Source organism: Massilia sp. TWP1-3-3, from assembly GCF_049897805.1.
GTDB lineage: Bacteria > Pseudomonadota > Gammaproteobacteria > Burkholderiales > Burkholderiaceae_D > Telluria_A.
In genome coordinates, this window is record NZ_JAFCWX010000003.1 from 140,600 (window position 1) to 157,491 (window position 16,892).

13 protein-coding genes are annotated in these 16,892 nt (G+C 62.6%); 3 read left to right on the plus strand and 10 right to left on the minus strand.

Features of this window, described 5'->3' with window-relative positions:
* The first annotated feature begins 38 nt into the window (after positions 1-38).
* Entirely contained in the window at positions 39-2,945 is a 2,907-nt protein-coding gene (gcvP, locus tag ACP7D4_RS03945; protein WP_426101088.1) for an aminomethyl-transferring glycine dehydrogenase, read from the plus strand.
* Positions 2,946-3,269: 324 nt separating this feature from the next.
* Here gcvP and ACP7D4_RS03950 read toward each other — a convergent pair whose 3' ends face one another.
* Entirely contained in the window at positions 3,270-3,794 is a 525-nt protein-coding gene (locus ACP7D4_RS03950) for an REP-associated tyrosine transposase (protein ID WP_426207843.1), read from the minus strand.
* Positions 3,795-3,814: 20 nt separating this feature from the next.
* Entirely contained in the window at positions 3,815-5,428 is a 1,614-nt protein-coding gene (locus ACP7D4_RS03955) for a methyl-accepting chemotaxis protein (protein WP_426207844.1), read from the minus strand.
* Between the two features lie 208 nt (positions 5,429-5,636).
* Here ACP7D4_RS03955 and ACP7D4_RS03960 point away from each other — a divergent pair, with 208 nt between their 5' ends.
* Positions 5,637-5,975 carry a hypothetical protein gene (locus tag ACP7D4_RS03960; protein WP_426101094.1) on the plus strand — a complete coding sequence of 113 codons (339 nt, stop codon included), beginning with the start codon at positions 5,637-5,639 and terminating at the stop codon, positions 5,973-5,975.
* Positions 5,976-6,132: 157 nt separating this feature from the next.
* On the opposite strand, the gene ACP7D4_RS03965 is transcribed toward ACP7D4_RS03960, so the two are convergent.
* The 3 genes from ACP7D4_RS03965 to ACP7D4_RS03975 form a co-directional block, all read right to left on the minus strand.
* On the minus strand, positions 6,133-7,797 hold the full coding sequence (locus ACP7D4_RS03965) for a peptide chain release factor 3 (RefSeq protein ID WP_426207931.1): 1,665 nt from the start codon (positions 7,795-7,797) through the stop codon (positions 6,133-6,135).
* A gap of 112 nt (positions 7,798-7,909) precedes the next feature.
* The gene (locus tag ACP7D4_RS03970) at positions 7,910-9,253 is read right to left on the minus strand and encodes a sensor histidine kinase (RefSeq protein ID WP_426101096.1); all 1,344 of its coding nucleotides are present in this window, start codon (positions 9,251-9,253) and stop codon (positions 7,910-7,912) included.
* Positions 9,250-9,915 (minus strand): response regulator transcription factor, encoded by a 666-nt coding sequence (locus tag ACP7D4_RS03975; protein WP_426101098.1) that lies wholly within the window; start codon positions 9,913-9,915, stop codon positions 9,250-9,252. Before ACP7D4_RS03975 ends, ACP7D4_RS03970 begins: the two co-directional genes overlap by 4 nt.
* Before the next feature lie 338 nt (positions 9,916-10,253).
* Between ACP7D4_RS03975 and ACP7D4_RS03980 the strand changes: the two genes are divergently transcribed.
* Positions 10,254-11,063: a Crp/Fnr family transcriptional regulator gene (locus tag ACP7D4_RS03980; protein ID WP_426101100.1), complete on the plus strand. Its 810-nt coding sequence runs from the start codon at positions 10,254-10,256 to the stop codon at positions 11,061-11,063.
* Here ACP7D4_RS03980 and ACP7D4_RS03985 read toward each other — a convergent pair.
* From ACP7D4_RS03985 to pheT, 5 genes are all read right to left on the minus strand, one after another.
* On the minus strand, positions 10,963-12,489 hold the full coding sequence (locus ACP7D4_RS03985; RefSeq protein WP_426101102.1) for a CHASE3 domain-containing protein: 1,527 nt from the start codon (positions 12,487-12,489) through the stop codon (positions 10,963-10,965). The two genes, ACP7D4_RS03980 and ACP7D4_RS03985, sit on opposite strands and share 101 nt — an antisense overlap.
* 274 nt (positions 12,490-12,763) lie before the next feature.
* Positions 12,764-13,396 carry a response regulator gene (locus ACP7D4_RS03990; protein WP_426101104.1) on the minus strand — a complete coding sequence of 211 codons (633 nt, stop codon included), beginning with the start codon at positions 13,394-13,396 and terminating at the stop codon, positions 12,764-12,766.
* 189 nt (positions 13,397-13,585) lie between these two features.
* Positions 13,586-13,990 (minus strand): MerR family transcriptional regulator, encoded by a 405-nt coding sequence (locus ACP7D4_RS03995; RefSeq protein WP_426101106.1) that lies wholly within the window; start codon positions 13,988-13,990, stop codon positions 13,586-13,588.
* Between the two features lie 19 nt (positions 13,991-14,009).
* Positions 14,010-14,357, minus strand: a complete 348-nt coding sequence (locus tag ACP7D4_RS04000; protein ID WP_426101392.1) for an integration host factor subunit alpha — start codon at positions 14,355-14,357, stop codon at positions 14,010-14,012.
* Between the two features lie 101 nt (positions 14,358-14,458).
* Positions 14,459-16,888: a phenylalanine--tRNA ligase subunit beta gene (gene pheT / locus ACP7D4_RS04005; RefSeq protein ID WP_426207845.1), complete on the minus strand. Its 2,430-nt coding sequence runs from the start codon at positions 16,886-16,888 to the stop codon at positions 14,459-14,461.
* Between the last annotated feature and the right edge of the window lie 4 nt (positions 16,889-16,892).

A 16,892-nucleotide genomic window follows, 5' to 3' on the forward strand; every position in this document is an offset into this window, starting at 1 on the left:
CCCGTCCCTCCCCCTTTTTTGTGCCCCTTCCCGACATCATGACCCGCTCCAGCCTGACCCAACTCGAAGCACGCGACTCCTTCATCCCGCGCCACATCGGCCCTTCCGACAGCGAACAGGCTGCCATGCTGCAAACGCTAGGCTACGCTTCGCGCGCGGCGCTGATCGACGCCATCGTCCCCGCCCATATCCGCAAAAAGAGCAAACTCGAACTGGGCCAGTTTTTTGACCCGATGCCGGAACAGGCGGCGCTGGCCAAGCTGAAAGGAATCGCCTCCCAGAACAAGGTCATGAAGTCGATGATCGGTCAGGGCTATTACAACACCCACACGCCCGGCGTCGTGCTGCGCAATATCTTCGAGAACCCGGGCTGGTACACCGCCTACACGCCCTACCAGCCCGAGATCTCGCAGGGCCGCCTGGAAGCGATCCTGAACTTCCAGCAGATGATCACCGACCTGACCGGCATGGGCATCGCCAACTCGTCGATGCTCGACGAAGGCACCGCCGCCGCCGAAGCCATGACGCTGATCCAGCGCGTGGGCAAATCGGCCTCGAACGTGTTCTACGTGGCCGACGACGTGCTGCCGCAGACGCTGGAAGTACTCCAGACGCGGGCGCGCCCGATCGGCGTGGACGTGCGCGTGATCGCCGCCGCCGACATCGAGTCGCTGGCCGAGCCATGCTTTGGCGTGCTGTTGCAGTATCCGGGCGTGAACGGCGACGTGCGCGACTACCGCGCCGCCGTTGAAAAGCTGCATGCCGCCGGCGCCATGGTGATTGCCGCGGCCGACCTGCTGGCACTGACGCTGCTGGCAGCGCCCGGCGAATGGGGCGCCGACGTAGTGGTCGGTAACAGCCAGCGCTTTGGCGTGCCGCTCGGTTTCGGCGGCCCGCACGCCGGCTACCTGGCCACGCGCGACGAATTTAAGCGCAGCATGGCGGGCCGTCTGGTGGGCGTGACCATCGACGCGCAAGGCAACCAGGCTTACCGCCTGGCGCTGCAAACGCGCGAGCAGCACATCCGCCGCGAAAAAGCGACGTCCAACATTTGCACCGCGCAGGTGCTGCTGGCCGTGATGGCGTCGATGTACGCCGTCTACCACGGGCCCCGGGGCCTGGCGCAGATCGCCAATCGGGTGCACCGCTTCACCAACATCCTGGCCGCGCAACTGGGCCAGCTTGGCTATGAGATCGTCAACGCAACGTACTTCGACACGCTCACCATCAAGACCGAGCGCGCCGAGCAGCTGCATGCGCTGGCCAATGAAAAAGGCCTCAATTTGCGGCGCGCCGGCGACGGCCTGATCGGCGTTTCGCTCGACGAAACCACCACCCGCGAAGACATCGCGTTGCTGTGGTCCGTGTTCTCGCAAGGCGTCTCGAAGGCGACGGCGGCGCCGCAGTTCGACGCCATCGAGGCCCTCGACGCGAGCGCGCAGACTGCGTTCCCCGAAAAACTGCGCCGCACCAGCACCTACCTGGCCCACCCGACCTTCAACCGCTACCATGCCGAGCACGAGATGCTGCGCTACCTGCGTTCGCTGGCCGACAAGGATCTGGCGCTGGACCGCACCATGATCCCGCTCGGTTCTTGCACCATGAAGCTGAACGCCACCAGCGAAATGATCCCGGTGACCTGGCCCGAGTTCTCCAACATCCACCCGTTTGCGCCGGACGCGCAGACGGTCGGCTACCGCGAAATGATCGGCCAGCTCGAAGAAATGCTGTGCGCGCTGACCGGCTACGCCGCCATTTCGCTGCAGCCCAATGCCGGCTCGCAGGGCGAATACGCCGGCCTGCTAGTGATCCAGGCGTACCACGCCTCGCGCGGTGAAGCGCACCGCAACATCTGCCTGATTCCATCGTCCGCGCACGGCACCAACCCGGCCTCGGCCAACATGGTGGGCATGAAAGTGGTCGTTACCGCTTGCGACGAGAACGGCAACGTCGACCTGGCCGACCTGAAGGCCAAGGCTGAAAAGCACAGCGACAACCTGGCCTGCGTGATGGTTACCTATCCGTCGACCCATGGCGTATTCGAAGAAGGCATCAGCGAACTGTGCGAGATCATCCATTCGCACGGCGGCCAGGTCTACATTGACGGCGCCAACATGAACGCGCTGGTCGGCGTGGCGGCGCCGGGCAGCTTCGGGGGCGACGTCAGCCACCTGAACCTGCACAAGACGTTCTGCATTCCGCACGGCGGCGGCGGGCCTGGCGTGGGTCCTATCGGCGTGGGCGCGCACCTGGCCAAGTTTTTGCCCAACCAGCGCTCGACCGGCTATTCGCGCGACGAAGCGGGCATTGGCGCCGTCAGCGCCGCGCCGTATGGCTCGGCCAGCATTTTGCCCATTTCGTGGATGTACATCGCTATGATGGGCGGCGAAGGTTTGACCGCCGCCACCGAGACCGCGATTTTGGCGGCCAACTACATCGCGCGCCGCCTGGCGCCGCATTATCCGGTGCTCTATACGGGCCACGACGGGCTGGTGGCGCACGAGTGCATCCTCGATTTGCGTCCGATCACCGACGCCACCGGGATCAGCAACGAGGATGTGGCCAAGCGGCTAATGGACTTCGGTTTCCACGCGCCGACGATGAGTTTTCCGGTGCCGGGCACGCTGATGATCGAGCCGACCGAGAGCGAATCGAAAGCGGAGATGGATCGTTTTATCGATGCGATGATTGCGATCCACGCCGAGATCGTCAAGGTCGAGCGCGGCGAGTATGACCGCATGGACAATCCGTTGAAGGGTGCGCCGCATACGGCCGAAGTCGTGACGGCCGACGTGTGGGAGCACAAGTACAGCCGCGAAGTGGCGGCGTTTCCGGTGGCGTCGCTGCGCAAGCAGAAGTACTGGCCGCCGGTTGGGCGGGCTGATAATGTGTATGGCGACCGGAATCTGTTTTGTGGTTGTGCGCCGGTCAGCGATTACGAGTAGTCAGGCGGTTTAGGCGGGATGGTGGGAGAAGGCGGATTTTGTCTTCTTCCACCGGTTGGTTCAGGCGTTTGGGCGACGCTTGGCGCAATGCGCTGCGCTTTTCCGCCCTACGGTTTAGGCGTTTGGGCGACTCTTGGCGCAATGCGCTGCGCTTTTCCGCCCTACGGTTTAGGCGTTTGGGCGACTCTTGGCGGAATGCGCTGCGCTTTTCCGCCCTACGGTTTAGACTTCCGGCGACTCTTGGCGCAATGCGCTGCGCTTTTCCGCCCTACGGTTTGTGTTGACTGTAGGGCGGAAAAGCGCAACGCATTCCGCCATTTTTGATTATTCGCCACATGTCATCTCGGACACGTCCGTCATCCAATCCAAGGGGTACACTCCAGCTTTGACGTAGCGGTGAAACGTCGAATATGGCCAGTCGCGCACGTGCGCCACCAAGCCGTGCTTGTACGGATTCAAATGCACATAGTCGATGTGCGCCGCGTAATCGGCATCATTGCGAATCGTAAGCTCCCAAAATCGCCGCGCCCAGATGCCCCGCGCACCGGTCCTCTTGCGCACTTCGTCACGATACTCCGTCTTGGGCAGCGCCCTTGAAAACGTCGCCTTGATGTTCTTCCAACGCGTCGAGAAATCATTGTCGCACTCCGGCAGCGTCCAGACACAGTGCATGTGATCGGGCAGCACAACCCACGCATCTATATGGAAGGGCCGTAACGCGCGTTCCTTGCGAACCGCTTCGCGCAGCAGCGCAACATGGTCGAGCAACAGTCTGCTGCGCCGATCAAGCAGCGTGACGGTGAAAAAATAGGTGCCGCCGGCCACCCGATTGCGCAGATACGCACTCACTCACTCACTCGCTCGCTCGCTCACTCACGCTTGGACGCCAGCCACAACTTGGGCCTGCCCACCTCGCCCCCCTCGTCCAGCTTAAACCCGGCCACCGCCTGCGACAGGTTGTACGCCTGCGCCTGCAGGCTGGCCGCCGCGCCCGCCGCCTCCTGCACCAGCGCCGAATTTTGCTGCGTCATTTGATCCATCTGCACGATCGCGCAGGTGACGTCCGACATGCCGCTGGCCTGTTCGGCGCTGGCCTCGCTGATCTGGCTGATCATGTCGCCCACCTGGCGCACCGAGTCGGCGATGTCGGCCATGCTGTAGCCCGCTTCGGCCGCCGCCGCGCTGCCGCCGTCGATCTGCGCCACCGATTGCTCGACCAGCTCGCGAACTTGGCGCGCCGCTGCAGCGCTCCTCTGGGCCAGCAGCCGCACCTGGCTGGCCACCGCCGCAAACGCAACCCCATGCTCGCCGGCGCGCGCCGCCTCGAGCGCCGCGTTCAAGGCCAGCGTGGCAGTCTGGCCAGCCAGGTGGTCGATCAGGTCGGCGATGTCCACCACGCGGCGCGACTTGCCCTTGATCGTGCCGAGCGTGTGCACCAGGCGCCGCACCACGTCGCCACCGCGCTGGGCAAGGTCGGACGCGCTCGCAGCCAGCCGGTTGGCAGCCAGCGCATGGCCGGCGTTCTGGTTCACCGTGGCCGACAGCTGCTCCATGGTGGCGCTGGTCTGTTCAAAGGAACTGGCCGCCTCGCCCGCGCGGTCCGACCAGCGCGCGTTGCCCATCGCGATGCTGCGCGAGGCGCTGTCGATCGAACGCGCCGAATCGAGGATGTCCTTGAGCGTGTGGTTCAGCGTGCGGATGCTGGCGTCGAGCGTGCGCGAGGTGTCGGAAATTTCGTCGCCGCCGTAGTTACGCGCGCGCACCGTCAGGTTGCCGCTGGCCAGGTCGAGCGCGGACTGCCCGATGTCGTGCACTTCGCGCAGCAGCGCGCGGCGCACCAAAAAGGTAATGAGCAGCGACAGCAAGATCGAGGCCGCCACCAGCGCCGGCATCAACAGCCGGAGCAGCTGGAAGTCCGATGCCGCGCCGCGCGAGGCCGCTTCGCTCAGCGCCTGCTCGTGTCCTGCCAGCGCGGCCAGGCGCCACGCTTCGCGCTCAAAAGCCTGCTCGGCCTTGACCATGGCGTTGGCGGCCACGGACTGGTCGCCGCCGGCCAGGTCGATCACTTCCAGCACCGCGCCCACGTAGCGCGCGTGCGCCGCTTCGGCCTGTTTGAGCAGGTCGCGCTCGGCGCTGCCAGGCGCGCGCGCCGCAGCCAAACGGGCGAAGCGCTGCGCAAGCGCCGCGTGGCGCCGGTGGATGTCGGTTTCGAGCGCGTTGATGCGCGCGGCCGAGACGCTGGCGCTGATCCAGGTCAGCAGCTGGTAGCTGCGCGCATGTGCGCCCTGGGCTTCGGCCACCAGGTCGCTCGCTTCTTTGATGCGCGCCGCGCGCACTGCGACGATGGTCTCGAGCGACTGGTTCTGGCGCAGCATGGCCCAATACGCGGCGCTGGAAGAAACGATCAGCAGCGCCAGGACCAGCCCAGGAGCAAGCAACAACTTGGGCCCGATACGCAGGCGCGCGAGCAGGGAGGCGAACATGTCAGCGCTCCAGCGACGCGCAGGCGGTCGTCATGCAGTACTTGTCCATCCCGTTCTCCCCGTTGCGTTGTACGCGCCAGCCGGTGCAGGGTATGATTGTTTCCGATTACCTACCCGGTAAAAAGTTTCCTGTGCGCATGAAGTAATCTACGCCGTCAAGCGTCCTCCGGTTTGCGCTGGATCAAAGTTTAAAAATACAAGGATTAGCATGGACCGTTCACTCAAGGCTGCCCTGCTCTCGGGGCTGGTGTTCCCGGGCGTGGGCCAGCTGTTTCTCAAACGTCCCTTGCGCGCGCTGGCATTTTTGGCGCCGGCGTTGCTGGCGGCCATTTATTTCAGCAGTGCCGTGCTGGAGCCGGTGTTTGCCATCGCCAATGAGATCACCAACGGCAGCATGGTGCTGGACCCGATCCTGATTGAGCAGCGGATCGCGCAGAGCCACATTGACACCGGCATGCTGAACCTTGCCGCGCTGGTGATGGTTGCGGTCTGGATCGCCAGTACGGTCGACGCCTGGCGGCTGGGCCGCACCACTGCTGCAACGTAGGGCGGATGGCAATCCGCCATGCATGGGCCGTGTTGGCGCATGCATGGCGGATTGCATCCGCCCTACGATAGGCCAACGCGCCGCTGTAGGGGGGGATGCCAATCAGCCATGCGTGGGCCGTGTTGGCGCATGCATGGCGGATTTCATCCGCCCTACGTTAGGCCAGCTTGGCGGCGTGTTCGCGCGTGGCGTGAAACTTCAGCTTCGGCCAGCGCTCTTCGGTCAGGCGCAGGTTGACGTTCGACGTCGCCAGGTAAGCCATATTGCCGGCCGCGTCATAGGCCACGTTGTGCCCCAGCGCCGCTTCGAAGTCCGCCAGCACCCGCTTGTCCTCGCCGCTGACCCAGCGCGCGCTGCTGATGCTGGTGCCCTCGAACACGGCATCAACGCCGTATTCGTTGAGCAAGCGGCTGGCCACGACTTCGAACTGCAGCACCCCGACCGCGCCGAGCACCAATTCGGCGCCCTGCACCGGCTTGAACACCTGCACCGCGCCCTCTTCACCGAGCTGCTGCAAACCCTTGTGCAACTGCTTGATCTTGAGCGGATTGCGAATCCGCACCGAGCGGAAAAAGTCCGGCGCAAAATACGGGATGCCCGTAAATACCAGCATCTCGCCTTCTGAAAAACTGTCGCCGATCTGCATGTTGCCGTGATTGGGCAAACCGATGATGTCGCCAGCGTAGGCTTCTTCGACCTGCTCGCGCGAGGAAGCCATGAACGTCACCACCGACGAGACCTTGATTTCACGCCCAAGGCGCAGGTGCTTGACCTTCATGCCGCGCTCGAAGCGCCCCGAACAGACGCGCAAAAACGCGATGCGGTCGCGGTGCGCCGGGTCCATGTTGGCCTGGATCTTGAAAACGAAACCGGTGAACGCCTGCTCACTCGGCGCCACCACGCGCAGCGTGGCGTCGCGCTTGCGCGGGGCCGGCGCCCAGTCGACCAGCGCCGACAGGATCTCGCGCACGCCGAAGTTGTTGATGGCCGAGCCGAAGAATACGGGCGTTTGCACGCCCGCCAGAAACTGCTCCAGGTCGAAAGGATGCGAGGCGCCGTGCACCAGCTCCACTTCCATCTTGAGCTGCTCGATCTCGAGCGGGAACATCTCGGACAGGCGCGGATTGTCGATGCCCTTGACGACTTCGAAGGCGCCGTCCGCTTTTTCTTCGCCGGCCTTGAACAACATGATCTCGTCGCGCAGCAGGTGGTACACGCCGCGAAAATTCTTGCCCATGCCGATCGGCCAGGTCACCGGCGCGCATTGAATCTTGAGCACCGATTCCAGTTCGTCGAGCAGTTCGAGCGGATCGCGGCATTCGCGGTCCATCTTGTTCATGAAGGTGACGATCGGCGTATTGCGCATGCGGCAAACGGCCAGCAGCTTGATGGTCTGCGCTTCGACACCCTTGGCCGCATCGATCACCATCAGGGCCGAGTCGACCGCCGTCAGCACCCGATAGGTGTCTTCCGAAAAATCCTGGTGACCGGGGGTGTCGAGCAGGTTGATGACGTGCTCGCGATGCTCGAACTGCATCACCGACGAGGCCACCGAAATGCCGCGCTGCTTTTCGATCTCCATCCAGTCGGACGTGGCGTGGCGCCCGCTTTTACGCGCCTTGACCGTGCCGGCCATCTGGATCGCGCCCGAAAACAACAGCAGCTTTTCGGTCAGCGTGGTCTTGCCGGCGTCCGGGTGGGAAATGATGCCGAAGGTGCGCCGGCGCGCGACTTCGCGCGCGATCAGGGCCGGGGCCGTCTGGCGGCTGCTTGCCGCACCGCTGTCGGCGTCGGTCATTATTGGTTCGATATCGTTGGCCATTTTCTCAGCCATAGCTTGGCCTTTTGTACAAAACCCTCGATTTTACCGATTCTTGCCCTGTCCGTGTGAACTGATTGGCGGGCAAGCGGGACGACCGGGGGTGCGCCGGGGTTCAGTTGCGCGGAAAACGCACCGACAGCAGCATGCCAGCATTGCCCTCGCCGCCGCCGATGGCAACGGTGGCGCCGTGGGCCAGCGCAATGTCGCGCACGATGGCCAGGCCCAGGCCGCTGCCGGCGCTCTTGTCGTCGAGCCGCACGAAGCGTTCGAACACCATGCTGCGCTGCTGCGGCGCGATGCCGGGGCCCGAGTCCTCGATCTCGAGCACGCCGTGGCCGTCGTCAAGATAGCAGCGCACCGTCACCGTGCCGCGCGGCGGCGTGTAGCGCACCGCATTGTCGACCAGGTTGTCGATCAGGTCGCGCAGCAAAAAGCTGTCGCCCGCCACTGGCGTGGGCAGCAAGTCGAAGCCGATGTCGATCTGCTTCTTGCCCGCTTCGTCGACAAAATACTGCACCACCTGTTCCACCAGGCGCGCCAAATCGATCGTCTCTAGCCGCGTTCTTTCAAAGCGGCTCGGTTCGGCGCGCGCCAGTGCCAGCAGCTGGTTCGACTGGCGGATCATGCGTTCGTTCGAGACCAGCATCAGCTGCACCGAATGGACCGTGTCCGGGTCGCTCGCGTGGCGCGCCGCCAGGTGCTCGAGCTGCAGCTTGAAGCCGGCCAGGGGCGTACGCAGCTGGTGCGCCACATCGGCCAGAAAATCGTGCTGGGCGCTGGCGCCTGCCTGCACTTTGTCGAGCAATTCGTTAAAGGCGCCCACCACCGGCGCCAGTTCGTACGGGACGTCGCCGCCGTCGATCGGCGCCAGGTCGCCCGCCTCGCGCCGGTTCAGGTTGGCCCGCATGCGCGCCAGCGGCAGCAGGCCGCTGGAGACCGAAAACCAGGTCAGCCAGACCAGGGCCAGCGTGATCACGGTTTCGAGCAGGACCAGCGCGCGCACCACCGCCGAACGGATCTGCAAACGCTTGCGCATGGTTTTGGCCACGCCGATCTGGATCGCCTCGCCGCCGGCGCGCGCGCTGCGAAACGCCACCCGCACCGGCTCGTTGTTGATGCTGGCGTCATAGGCGCCGCTTTCGCCGGCGCGCGCACGCGGGAAGCCGGCGTCGCCGGCCAGCAGGCGCCCGGCGCTTGACCTGACCGAAAAGTAAAAGGCATCGACGTCGTTGGCGCGCAGGACTTGCTCGGCTTCGGCCGGCAAGTCAATCGTCGCACCGCCGGCGCCGGCGCGCAGGCGCAGCGACAAGGCACCGGCGGCGTCTTGCAACCCCTGGTCGAACGCGATCTGGGCCGGCATCCACGCCAGCATGTAGGTCAGGCCGGCGCCGGCCAGATTGACCAGCAGGATCGGTCCGATCAGGCGTTTCAGAAGGCGCAGCCGGATGCTGTTCACGCGCTATGTTCGAGCATGTAGCCAAAACCGCGGATGGTGCGGATCGACACGCCCGCGTCGGCGATTTTCAGGCGCACGCGCGAAATGTACACTTCGACGGCGTTGGTGGTCAGGTCGTCGCCCCACGGCAGGATGGCGTCGATGATCTGCTGCTTGGACACCACGCGCCCGCTTTGCTGGAGCAGGTATTCAAGCACCGCCCATTCGCGCACCGACAGTTCGACCGTGCGTCCGTCGACCAGGGCGCGCCGGGTAAACGTGTCGAGCGTCAGGCGTCCCAGCGTCAGCACGGCCGGCTTGGGCGCATTGCGCCGCGCCAGCGCCTTGATGCGCGCCACCAGTTCGGCCGTGGCGAACGGTTTGACCAGGTAGTCGTCGGCGCCCAGTTCAAGGCCGCGCACCCGGTCTTCGATGGCGTCGCGGGCAGTGAGCAGCAGCACCGGCACGTTGGACCCGCGCGCGCGCAGGCGGCGCACGACCTCGAAGCCGTCGATGCCGGGCAGGCCGATGTCAAGCACCACGACCGCCACTTCAGCGCGTTGCAGCAGCACGTCGGCCGCGCTGCCATTGCCCACCACGTCAATGACCATGCCATGGCTTTGCAATATGCGGGTGAGCCCGTCGGCAAGGACAGCGTCATCTTCCACCAGTAGGACGTGCATGGGTGCGATTCGGTAGTTGCAGGAACGCACATTATGCGACATTTAAGCAGGCTCGCCCAAGCCGCCGGGCAAAATGCGGTCGCCACGTCGGGTCGCATGGGTGCACTTCAACCCCTCTGATCATATTTTCCTGAAAACATAGCGGAAATACGGACCGTTTTCAGGCTTTTCTCCCAGTAGGACCAGGACTACATAATATTATGCATACAGCCTACATAGGGGCGACTGCTAATCTTATGTTCGCCAACACACAATAGCTTTAATGTTCACACATCGCGTTTCTGCCGGGTTGTCCGCAGAGCGTCCATGGTGTGATGCATAGATAGTGAGGAAAACAAATGAACAACACTCAACTTGGTGGTACCGCGCAAAAGGCGCAGACCGTAAACCAGATTCCTGTCGGTTCGCAGGAGTTGAAAGTTGTGTCCCGGCCCGTTGTCAGCTACAGCGGCACCCAGCAGAACGAATTGCTGGCCGCCCTGCCCCGCCATGATCTGGAGTCGCTCTTCGAGCACCTGGAACTGGTGGCTCTCCCTTTTGGCAAAGAATTGTTTGAATACGGCAGCAAGCTTCAAAATGTGTATTTCCCCACCACCGCGATCGTCTCGCTGCTGTACGTCATGGAAGACGGCGCCACCACCGAAATCGCTGTCGTCGGCCATGAAGGCGTGGTCGGCATGTCGCTGTTCATGGGCGAGCGCGCCATGTGCAGCGCCGTGGTCCAGAGCGCGGGTTATGGCTACCGCCTCAAGACCCAATACCTGCGCGACGCGTTCAACCAGGGCGGCGCGCTGCCCCAGTTGCTGATGCGCTACACCAATGCCCTGTTCGCGCAGATGGCGCAAAACGCCGTGGGCGGTCGCCACAGCTCAATCGAGCAAAAGCTGTGCCGCTGGCTGCTGGACCGGCTCGACCGCTCCGCCTCCAACGAACTGAAGGTTACGCAGGAGCTCATTTCGATCATGCTGGGCGTGCGCCGCGAAAGCATCACGGCGGCGGCCGGCAAGCTGCAGGACGACGGCTTGATTCAATACCGCCGCGGCAACATCACCGTACTTGACCGTCAAGGTCTGGAGGCGTATGCGGGTGAATGCTACAAAGTGGCAAAGACGGAATATGACCGGCTGCTGATGGATGTGGCGCGCTAAACGGTAACGGGGACAGCTTTTCACGCTGTCCTTTTTTTTCGTTATCGGCCGGCTCGCCCAGCGGTATGCTGGCCTTGACGCACGTGCCGCGGCCCTGCATGCCGCGTGCGATGCTCAAGCTGCCGCCCAACAGAAAGGCACGCTCGCGCATGCCCAGTAAGCCGTGCGACTTGGGCTTGGCCAGTTCTTGCGCATCGATGCCAACCCCGTTGTCCATGATTTCCAGTGCCAGCATGTCGCCTTCGCGCGCGATGTGCACGGTGACCTGGCTGGCCTGGGCGTACTTGGCGACGTTGTTGAGTGACTCTTGGACGATCCGAAATACGGCGATCGACTGCATCGCGCCGGCGCAATCGATATCGCCTACGACCAGCGCTTCGCAGTCGAGCCCGGTGACGCGGCCAAAGTCGCCGCAATAGCTTTGCAGCGCCATTGACAGGCCCAGGTTGTCGAGCATGCTGGGGCGCAGATCTTCGACGATGCGCCGCTTCAATTCCACGGTATCGAGCAAGGTGCCCCGTGCACGGTCGAGCATGCCGGCCAGTGCGGGGGCGGTGGTGCGGAGGCGGTCGGCCACGGCATTGATATCAATGTTGATCGCCGTCAGATTCGCGCCCATTTCGTCGTGCAGCTCGCGCGCCAGCCGGGCTTTTTCCTTTTCGCTCACGCTGATGAGGTGGCGCGACAGCACCGACAGTTGCTCGGTGCGCAGCGCCACCGTCGACTCCAGGTTGTCGTTTGCGTTTTGCAATGCGCACGCGCTGGCCAGGCGGGCGTGAAAGGCGCGCCGGATCAGGCGATAGAACAGCGCCAGGACCAGGATTGCCACCGCATTGATGCCGATCCCGGCGATCACCGCGTACTGATATTCATTGTAGAAAGCGCCGCGGCGCGCGGCCAGCAACTCGTTCTGTTCCTGCACCATGATGACGACCTGCAGCCGGATCTCGTCTTGCAGCGTCTTGTCGTCATGGGTGCCGGCGATGGCCACGATATCGTTCAGCCCGCCCTTGCGATAGACCTCGAGCGCCTGGTACATGGTTTCGAGCTTGCGCGTGACGAGCGCACGCAACTGGGCCAGGTTCTTGCGCTGCGACGGGCTGTCGGCCAGCAGCACATTCAGTTCGGCAAACTGGGCGTCGATCTCCCCGCTGGCGGTGCGCAGCGGGCCCAGGTAGACCTCGGAACCGGACAGGAAGTAGCCGCGCAGGCTGCTCTCGGCATCCATCACCAGCACGTTCAGATACTGGACCTGGTCGGCCACCTTAGCCGTTTGGCTCTGGACCGAATTGGCCCCCTTGAGGGAGGAAAGGTTATGAAACAGACTGACGCCGTTTGCGACCAGGATCAGCATGCAGATCAGGGCGACGACGGTTTGATACCAGGGTAAACCTGCTTTGACCGGTGGGTCAGTGGTGAAATACATCCGGCGTCCTTTGCAACCTAGTCGTGGAGGCAATTATAGCCCTGCTCAAGCGAAACGCTGCCGAGCATATTTGGCAGGTGGTCGCAATGACAAGAACGCGTACAGGGTGGGATGAGGAAATACCAGCTGACCTGGGCGCAGGTTGCGCAGGTCAGCATAATCGGCGTCTGGTAGGGTGGAAGAGCGCAGCGCATTCCACCATGGATGCGCCACGTTGCCGCACGCATGGCGCAATGCGCTCGCGCTTTTCCGCCCTACTTTCGTGCTCGAATGGTTAATCGAGCAGGTTGTTTTTCATGGCGTAATACGTCAGGTCGCTGTTCGACTGCAGCCCCATTTTTTCCATGATGCGCGTGCGGTAGGTGGACACGGTCTTGATGCTGAGCGAGAGTGCAACGCCGATATCGGACACGGTTGCACCCTTGGCAAGGCGCAAAAATACCTGGAACTCGCGGTCGGACAATTCCGTGTGCAAAGCCGTGCTCGGATCGCGGTCAAAACTTTGCGCGAGCAGCTCGCCCACCGTGGAACTGACGTAGCGCCGGCCCTGAAACACCGTGCGCACGGCCGTTTTGAGTTCGTCCGCCTCGCACTCCTTGTTCAGATAACCGTTGGCGCCCATCTTGAACAGGTTGAGCGCGTACTGCTGCGCCGGATAGCCCGACAAAATGAGCACAGGCAAATTGGGCTGCCCCTGGCGAATGGTGCGCAGGATATCAATGCCGCTCTGGTCGGGCATGGCAATGTCGAGCAACAGCACGTCGCAAATTTCGCGCCGTGCAATGTCGAGCGCTTCGCGCCCGGTTGCGCCTTCGGCGACGACGTCAAAGTCGCTGGAAGACGAAAAAATCTGTTTGAATCCTGCTCGTACTATCTGGTGATCGTCACAAATGGCAACGCGTATCATTGTCTTCCCTTAAATTTTCCCTGATATAGGAAAGAGCCCGGCCTACCTTAGCCCGGTACTGCGCATCCATTGGTATTCTAGCACCGTGATTGTTTTGTACAAACACGGGAGAATCCGAACAACGCGCAACACGGCAAGGAGGTGCACAAGGGTGGAGTAATCATTATATAGGAGACAAGCCCCTACGGTTCACACGCCCGGCGTGAGCAGCGCGAGTATGGCCGTCAGTTCGGCGCGCAGGAAGGCGTTGTCGAGCCGCGCCGTCACAACCTCCATGGCGCCGTTGTCAGGCGCGTCATCAACCGGTACTTCGCCACCACGGCCGTCGAGCTTGTTGCGCGCACCGCTGATCGTAAAGCCCTGTTCGTACAACAATTCGCGAATACGGCGTATCAATAACACCTCGTGGTGCTGATAATAACGGCGATTCCCACGTCGTTTGACTGGCTTTAGCTGGGTAAATTCCTGCTCCCAGTAGCGAAGGACGTGCGGTTTGACGCCGCACAACTCACTGACTTCACCAATGGTGAAGTAGCGCTTGGCTGGAATGGCCGGCAGCACAATCAGATCAGTCTTGCTCGGACGATCATTCATAAATTGCTTCTATCGCCGGTTAAGCGGCACGGGACAGGGGGCTGGTTTCTTCAACCATCCCCTTGAGCTTCTGGCTCGCGTGGAACGTGACGACGCGGCGGGCAGTGATCGGGATTTCTTCCCCGGTCTTGGGATTGCGCCCCGGCCGTTGCGGCTTGTCGCGCAGCTGGAAGTTGCCAAAGCCGGAGAGCTTGACCGCTTCGCCACGCTCGAGCGCATTGCGGATTTCGTCAAAAAACGTCTCGACCATGTCTTTCGCTTCACGCTTGTTTAGACCGACCTGCTCGAACAACAGTTCAGCAAGCTCGGCCTTGGTCAAGGTCGGTAAATCTTTCTCGGCCTCCTGGCGCACCTTGGCGTCAAGCATCGCGCGATGCAGGTCGGCAGCCAGTGCCGATTGGAGTACGGCCGAATCCACGTCGTTGTTATTAATTTTCCAGCCCCGCCTTAAATTTCTGTGCTCTTCGATTATGAACGCAGCTTCGCGTCATGTTTTTTCTTCGCAGCGTCGCTCATGGCCGTCATCACACCGTCGACCAACTCGTCCTGCAAGGTGTTTTGAGTATCTTGCAAGCTAAAGCGGAAAGCAAGGCTTTTTTCGTCCGATTCGACCCGTTCGCCGCGATATTCATCAAACAAAACAATGGCTTGCACAATCTTTCCAGCGGGATTGGCCGCCAGTTCCGCTGAAAAAGTATCGATCAAATCTTGCATCGCGACGGTTTGCTTGACGACCAGCGACAGGTCGCGCGTGGCGCCTGGAAACTTCGAAATCTCATTATATTCCGGCACAACACGTTGTTGCAAGGCAATAGCATCCACCTCGGACAGCACCGGCGCGAGCGGCAAGTCGTACTTTTGCAGCCAGCGCGGATGCAGTTCGCCGATGAAGCCAATTTCCTGGCCGTCCAGTTCAATGGCTGCCGAGCGGCCCGGATGCAGCGCCGGGTGCGCGGTTTTTACAAACCGTAGCACGCGCGGTGCGAACATCGCCTCAACGTCGGCCTTGACGTCGAAATAGTCCACCACCCGATTCGGCTTGGCGGCCCACTGTTCGTCCAGCGCAGGGCCGTAGGCAATAGCGGCGACGCGCTTGGGCTGGTCAAAACCGGCCACGGACAGCGGGCCATCCACGGCCTGCGCATTGCGCTTGAAGACGGCGCCCACTTCGAACGCGCGCACCCTGCCCGCCTTGCGGTTCAGGTTGTAACGCACGTTGGCCACCAGGCTGCCGATCAGCGACGAGCGCATCACGCCCATCTGGCTGGCGATCGGATTTTGCAGCTTGATCTGGTCGTTATTGGCCGAAAAATCGGCTTCCCACTGCGACTCGACAAAGCTCATGTTGACCACTTCCTGGTATCCAAGGTCGGCCATCTGGTGGCGCACGGCGAACAGCGAGCGCGTGTTCTCGGGCGCCAGGATGATCTGGCTGGCAGCCACTGGCGGCAGCGCAGGAATGTTCTCGAAGCCGTACACGCGCGCGACTTCTTCGATCAGGTCTTCCTCGATCTCGATGTCGAAACGGTAGGACGGCGAGGTCACCGAAAACAAGCCAGGCTGCTGCGTGAACGGCAGGCCAAGGCGGGTGAAAATGTCGGCCACCATGGCGTCGGTGACGGGCACGCCGATGACTTTTTGCGCGCGCGCGGTGCGCAGCAGGACCGGAGCGCGCTGCGGCAGGTTGGCGACAATGTCATCCACCGGGCCAACCACGGTCTGGGTGGTGCCGCAAATTTCCACGATCAGCGCGGTGATGCGCTCGATGTGTTCCACCGTCGTCGCAAAATCAACGCCGCGCTCGAAGCGGTGCGCCGCATCGGTCGAAAAATTCAGGCGCCGCGCGCGGCCCTGGATCGCGTTCGGCCACCAGAAGGCCGCTTCAAGGTAGATGTTCTCGGTGTCGAGCGAGACGGCCGTGGCGTCGCCACCCATGATGCCGGCCAGCGATTCAAGTTCCTTGTCGTCGGCAATCACACCAAAAAATGCGTCGATCGCGATGGTGGTGCCGTTCAAGAGCTTGAGCGTTTCGCCCGGCTTACCCCAGCGCACATCCAGGCCACCATGGATTTTATCGAGGTCGAACACGTGCGACGGCCGGCCCAGTTCGAGCATCACGTAGTTGGAGATGTCGACCAGGGCCGACACCGGGCGCTGGCCGCTGCGCTCAAGGCGCTGGCACATCCACTGCGGCGTGACCGCCTTGGCGTTCAGGCCGCGGATCACGCGGCCCGAAAAGCGCCCGCACAAATCCGGCGCGCTGATTTTGACGGGCAGTATCTCGCTGCCGTTCACCGGTACGGTGCGCATTAACGGCATCACCAGCGGCGTGCCGGTCAGCGCCGACACTTCGCGCGCCACGCCCAGCACCGACAGGCAGTCCGCCTTGTTTGGCGTGAGCTTGATGGTAAATTTGAGGTCGTTCAGGGCCAGGTAGTCGCGGATGTTCTGGCCGACCTGTGCGCTCGGATCAAGTTCCATCAGGCCGCTGCTCTCTTCCGAGATCTTCAGTTCCTTGGCAGAGCACATCATGCCTTGCGACTCGACGCCGCGCAGTTCGCCCACCTTGATGAGGAACGGCTTGCCGTCCGCGCCCGGCGGCAGCACGGCGCCGGCCATGGCGCAAATGGCCTTCATCCCGGTGCGCACGTTGGGCGCGCCGCAGACGATGTTGAGCAGCGTGCCGGTGCCCACGTTGACCTTGCAAACGTTCAGCCGGTCCGCGTTGGGGTGGCGCGTCACTTCCAGTACTTCAGCGACGACGACGTTCGAGAACGGCGGCGCGACGGCTTCGACTTCTTCGACCTCGAGGCCGGACATGGTCAGCAAATGGGCCAGTTCATCCGACGTCAGGGCCGGATCGACCATCGTACGCAGCCAAGTTTCAGAAAATTGCATATCT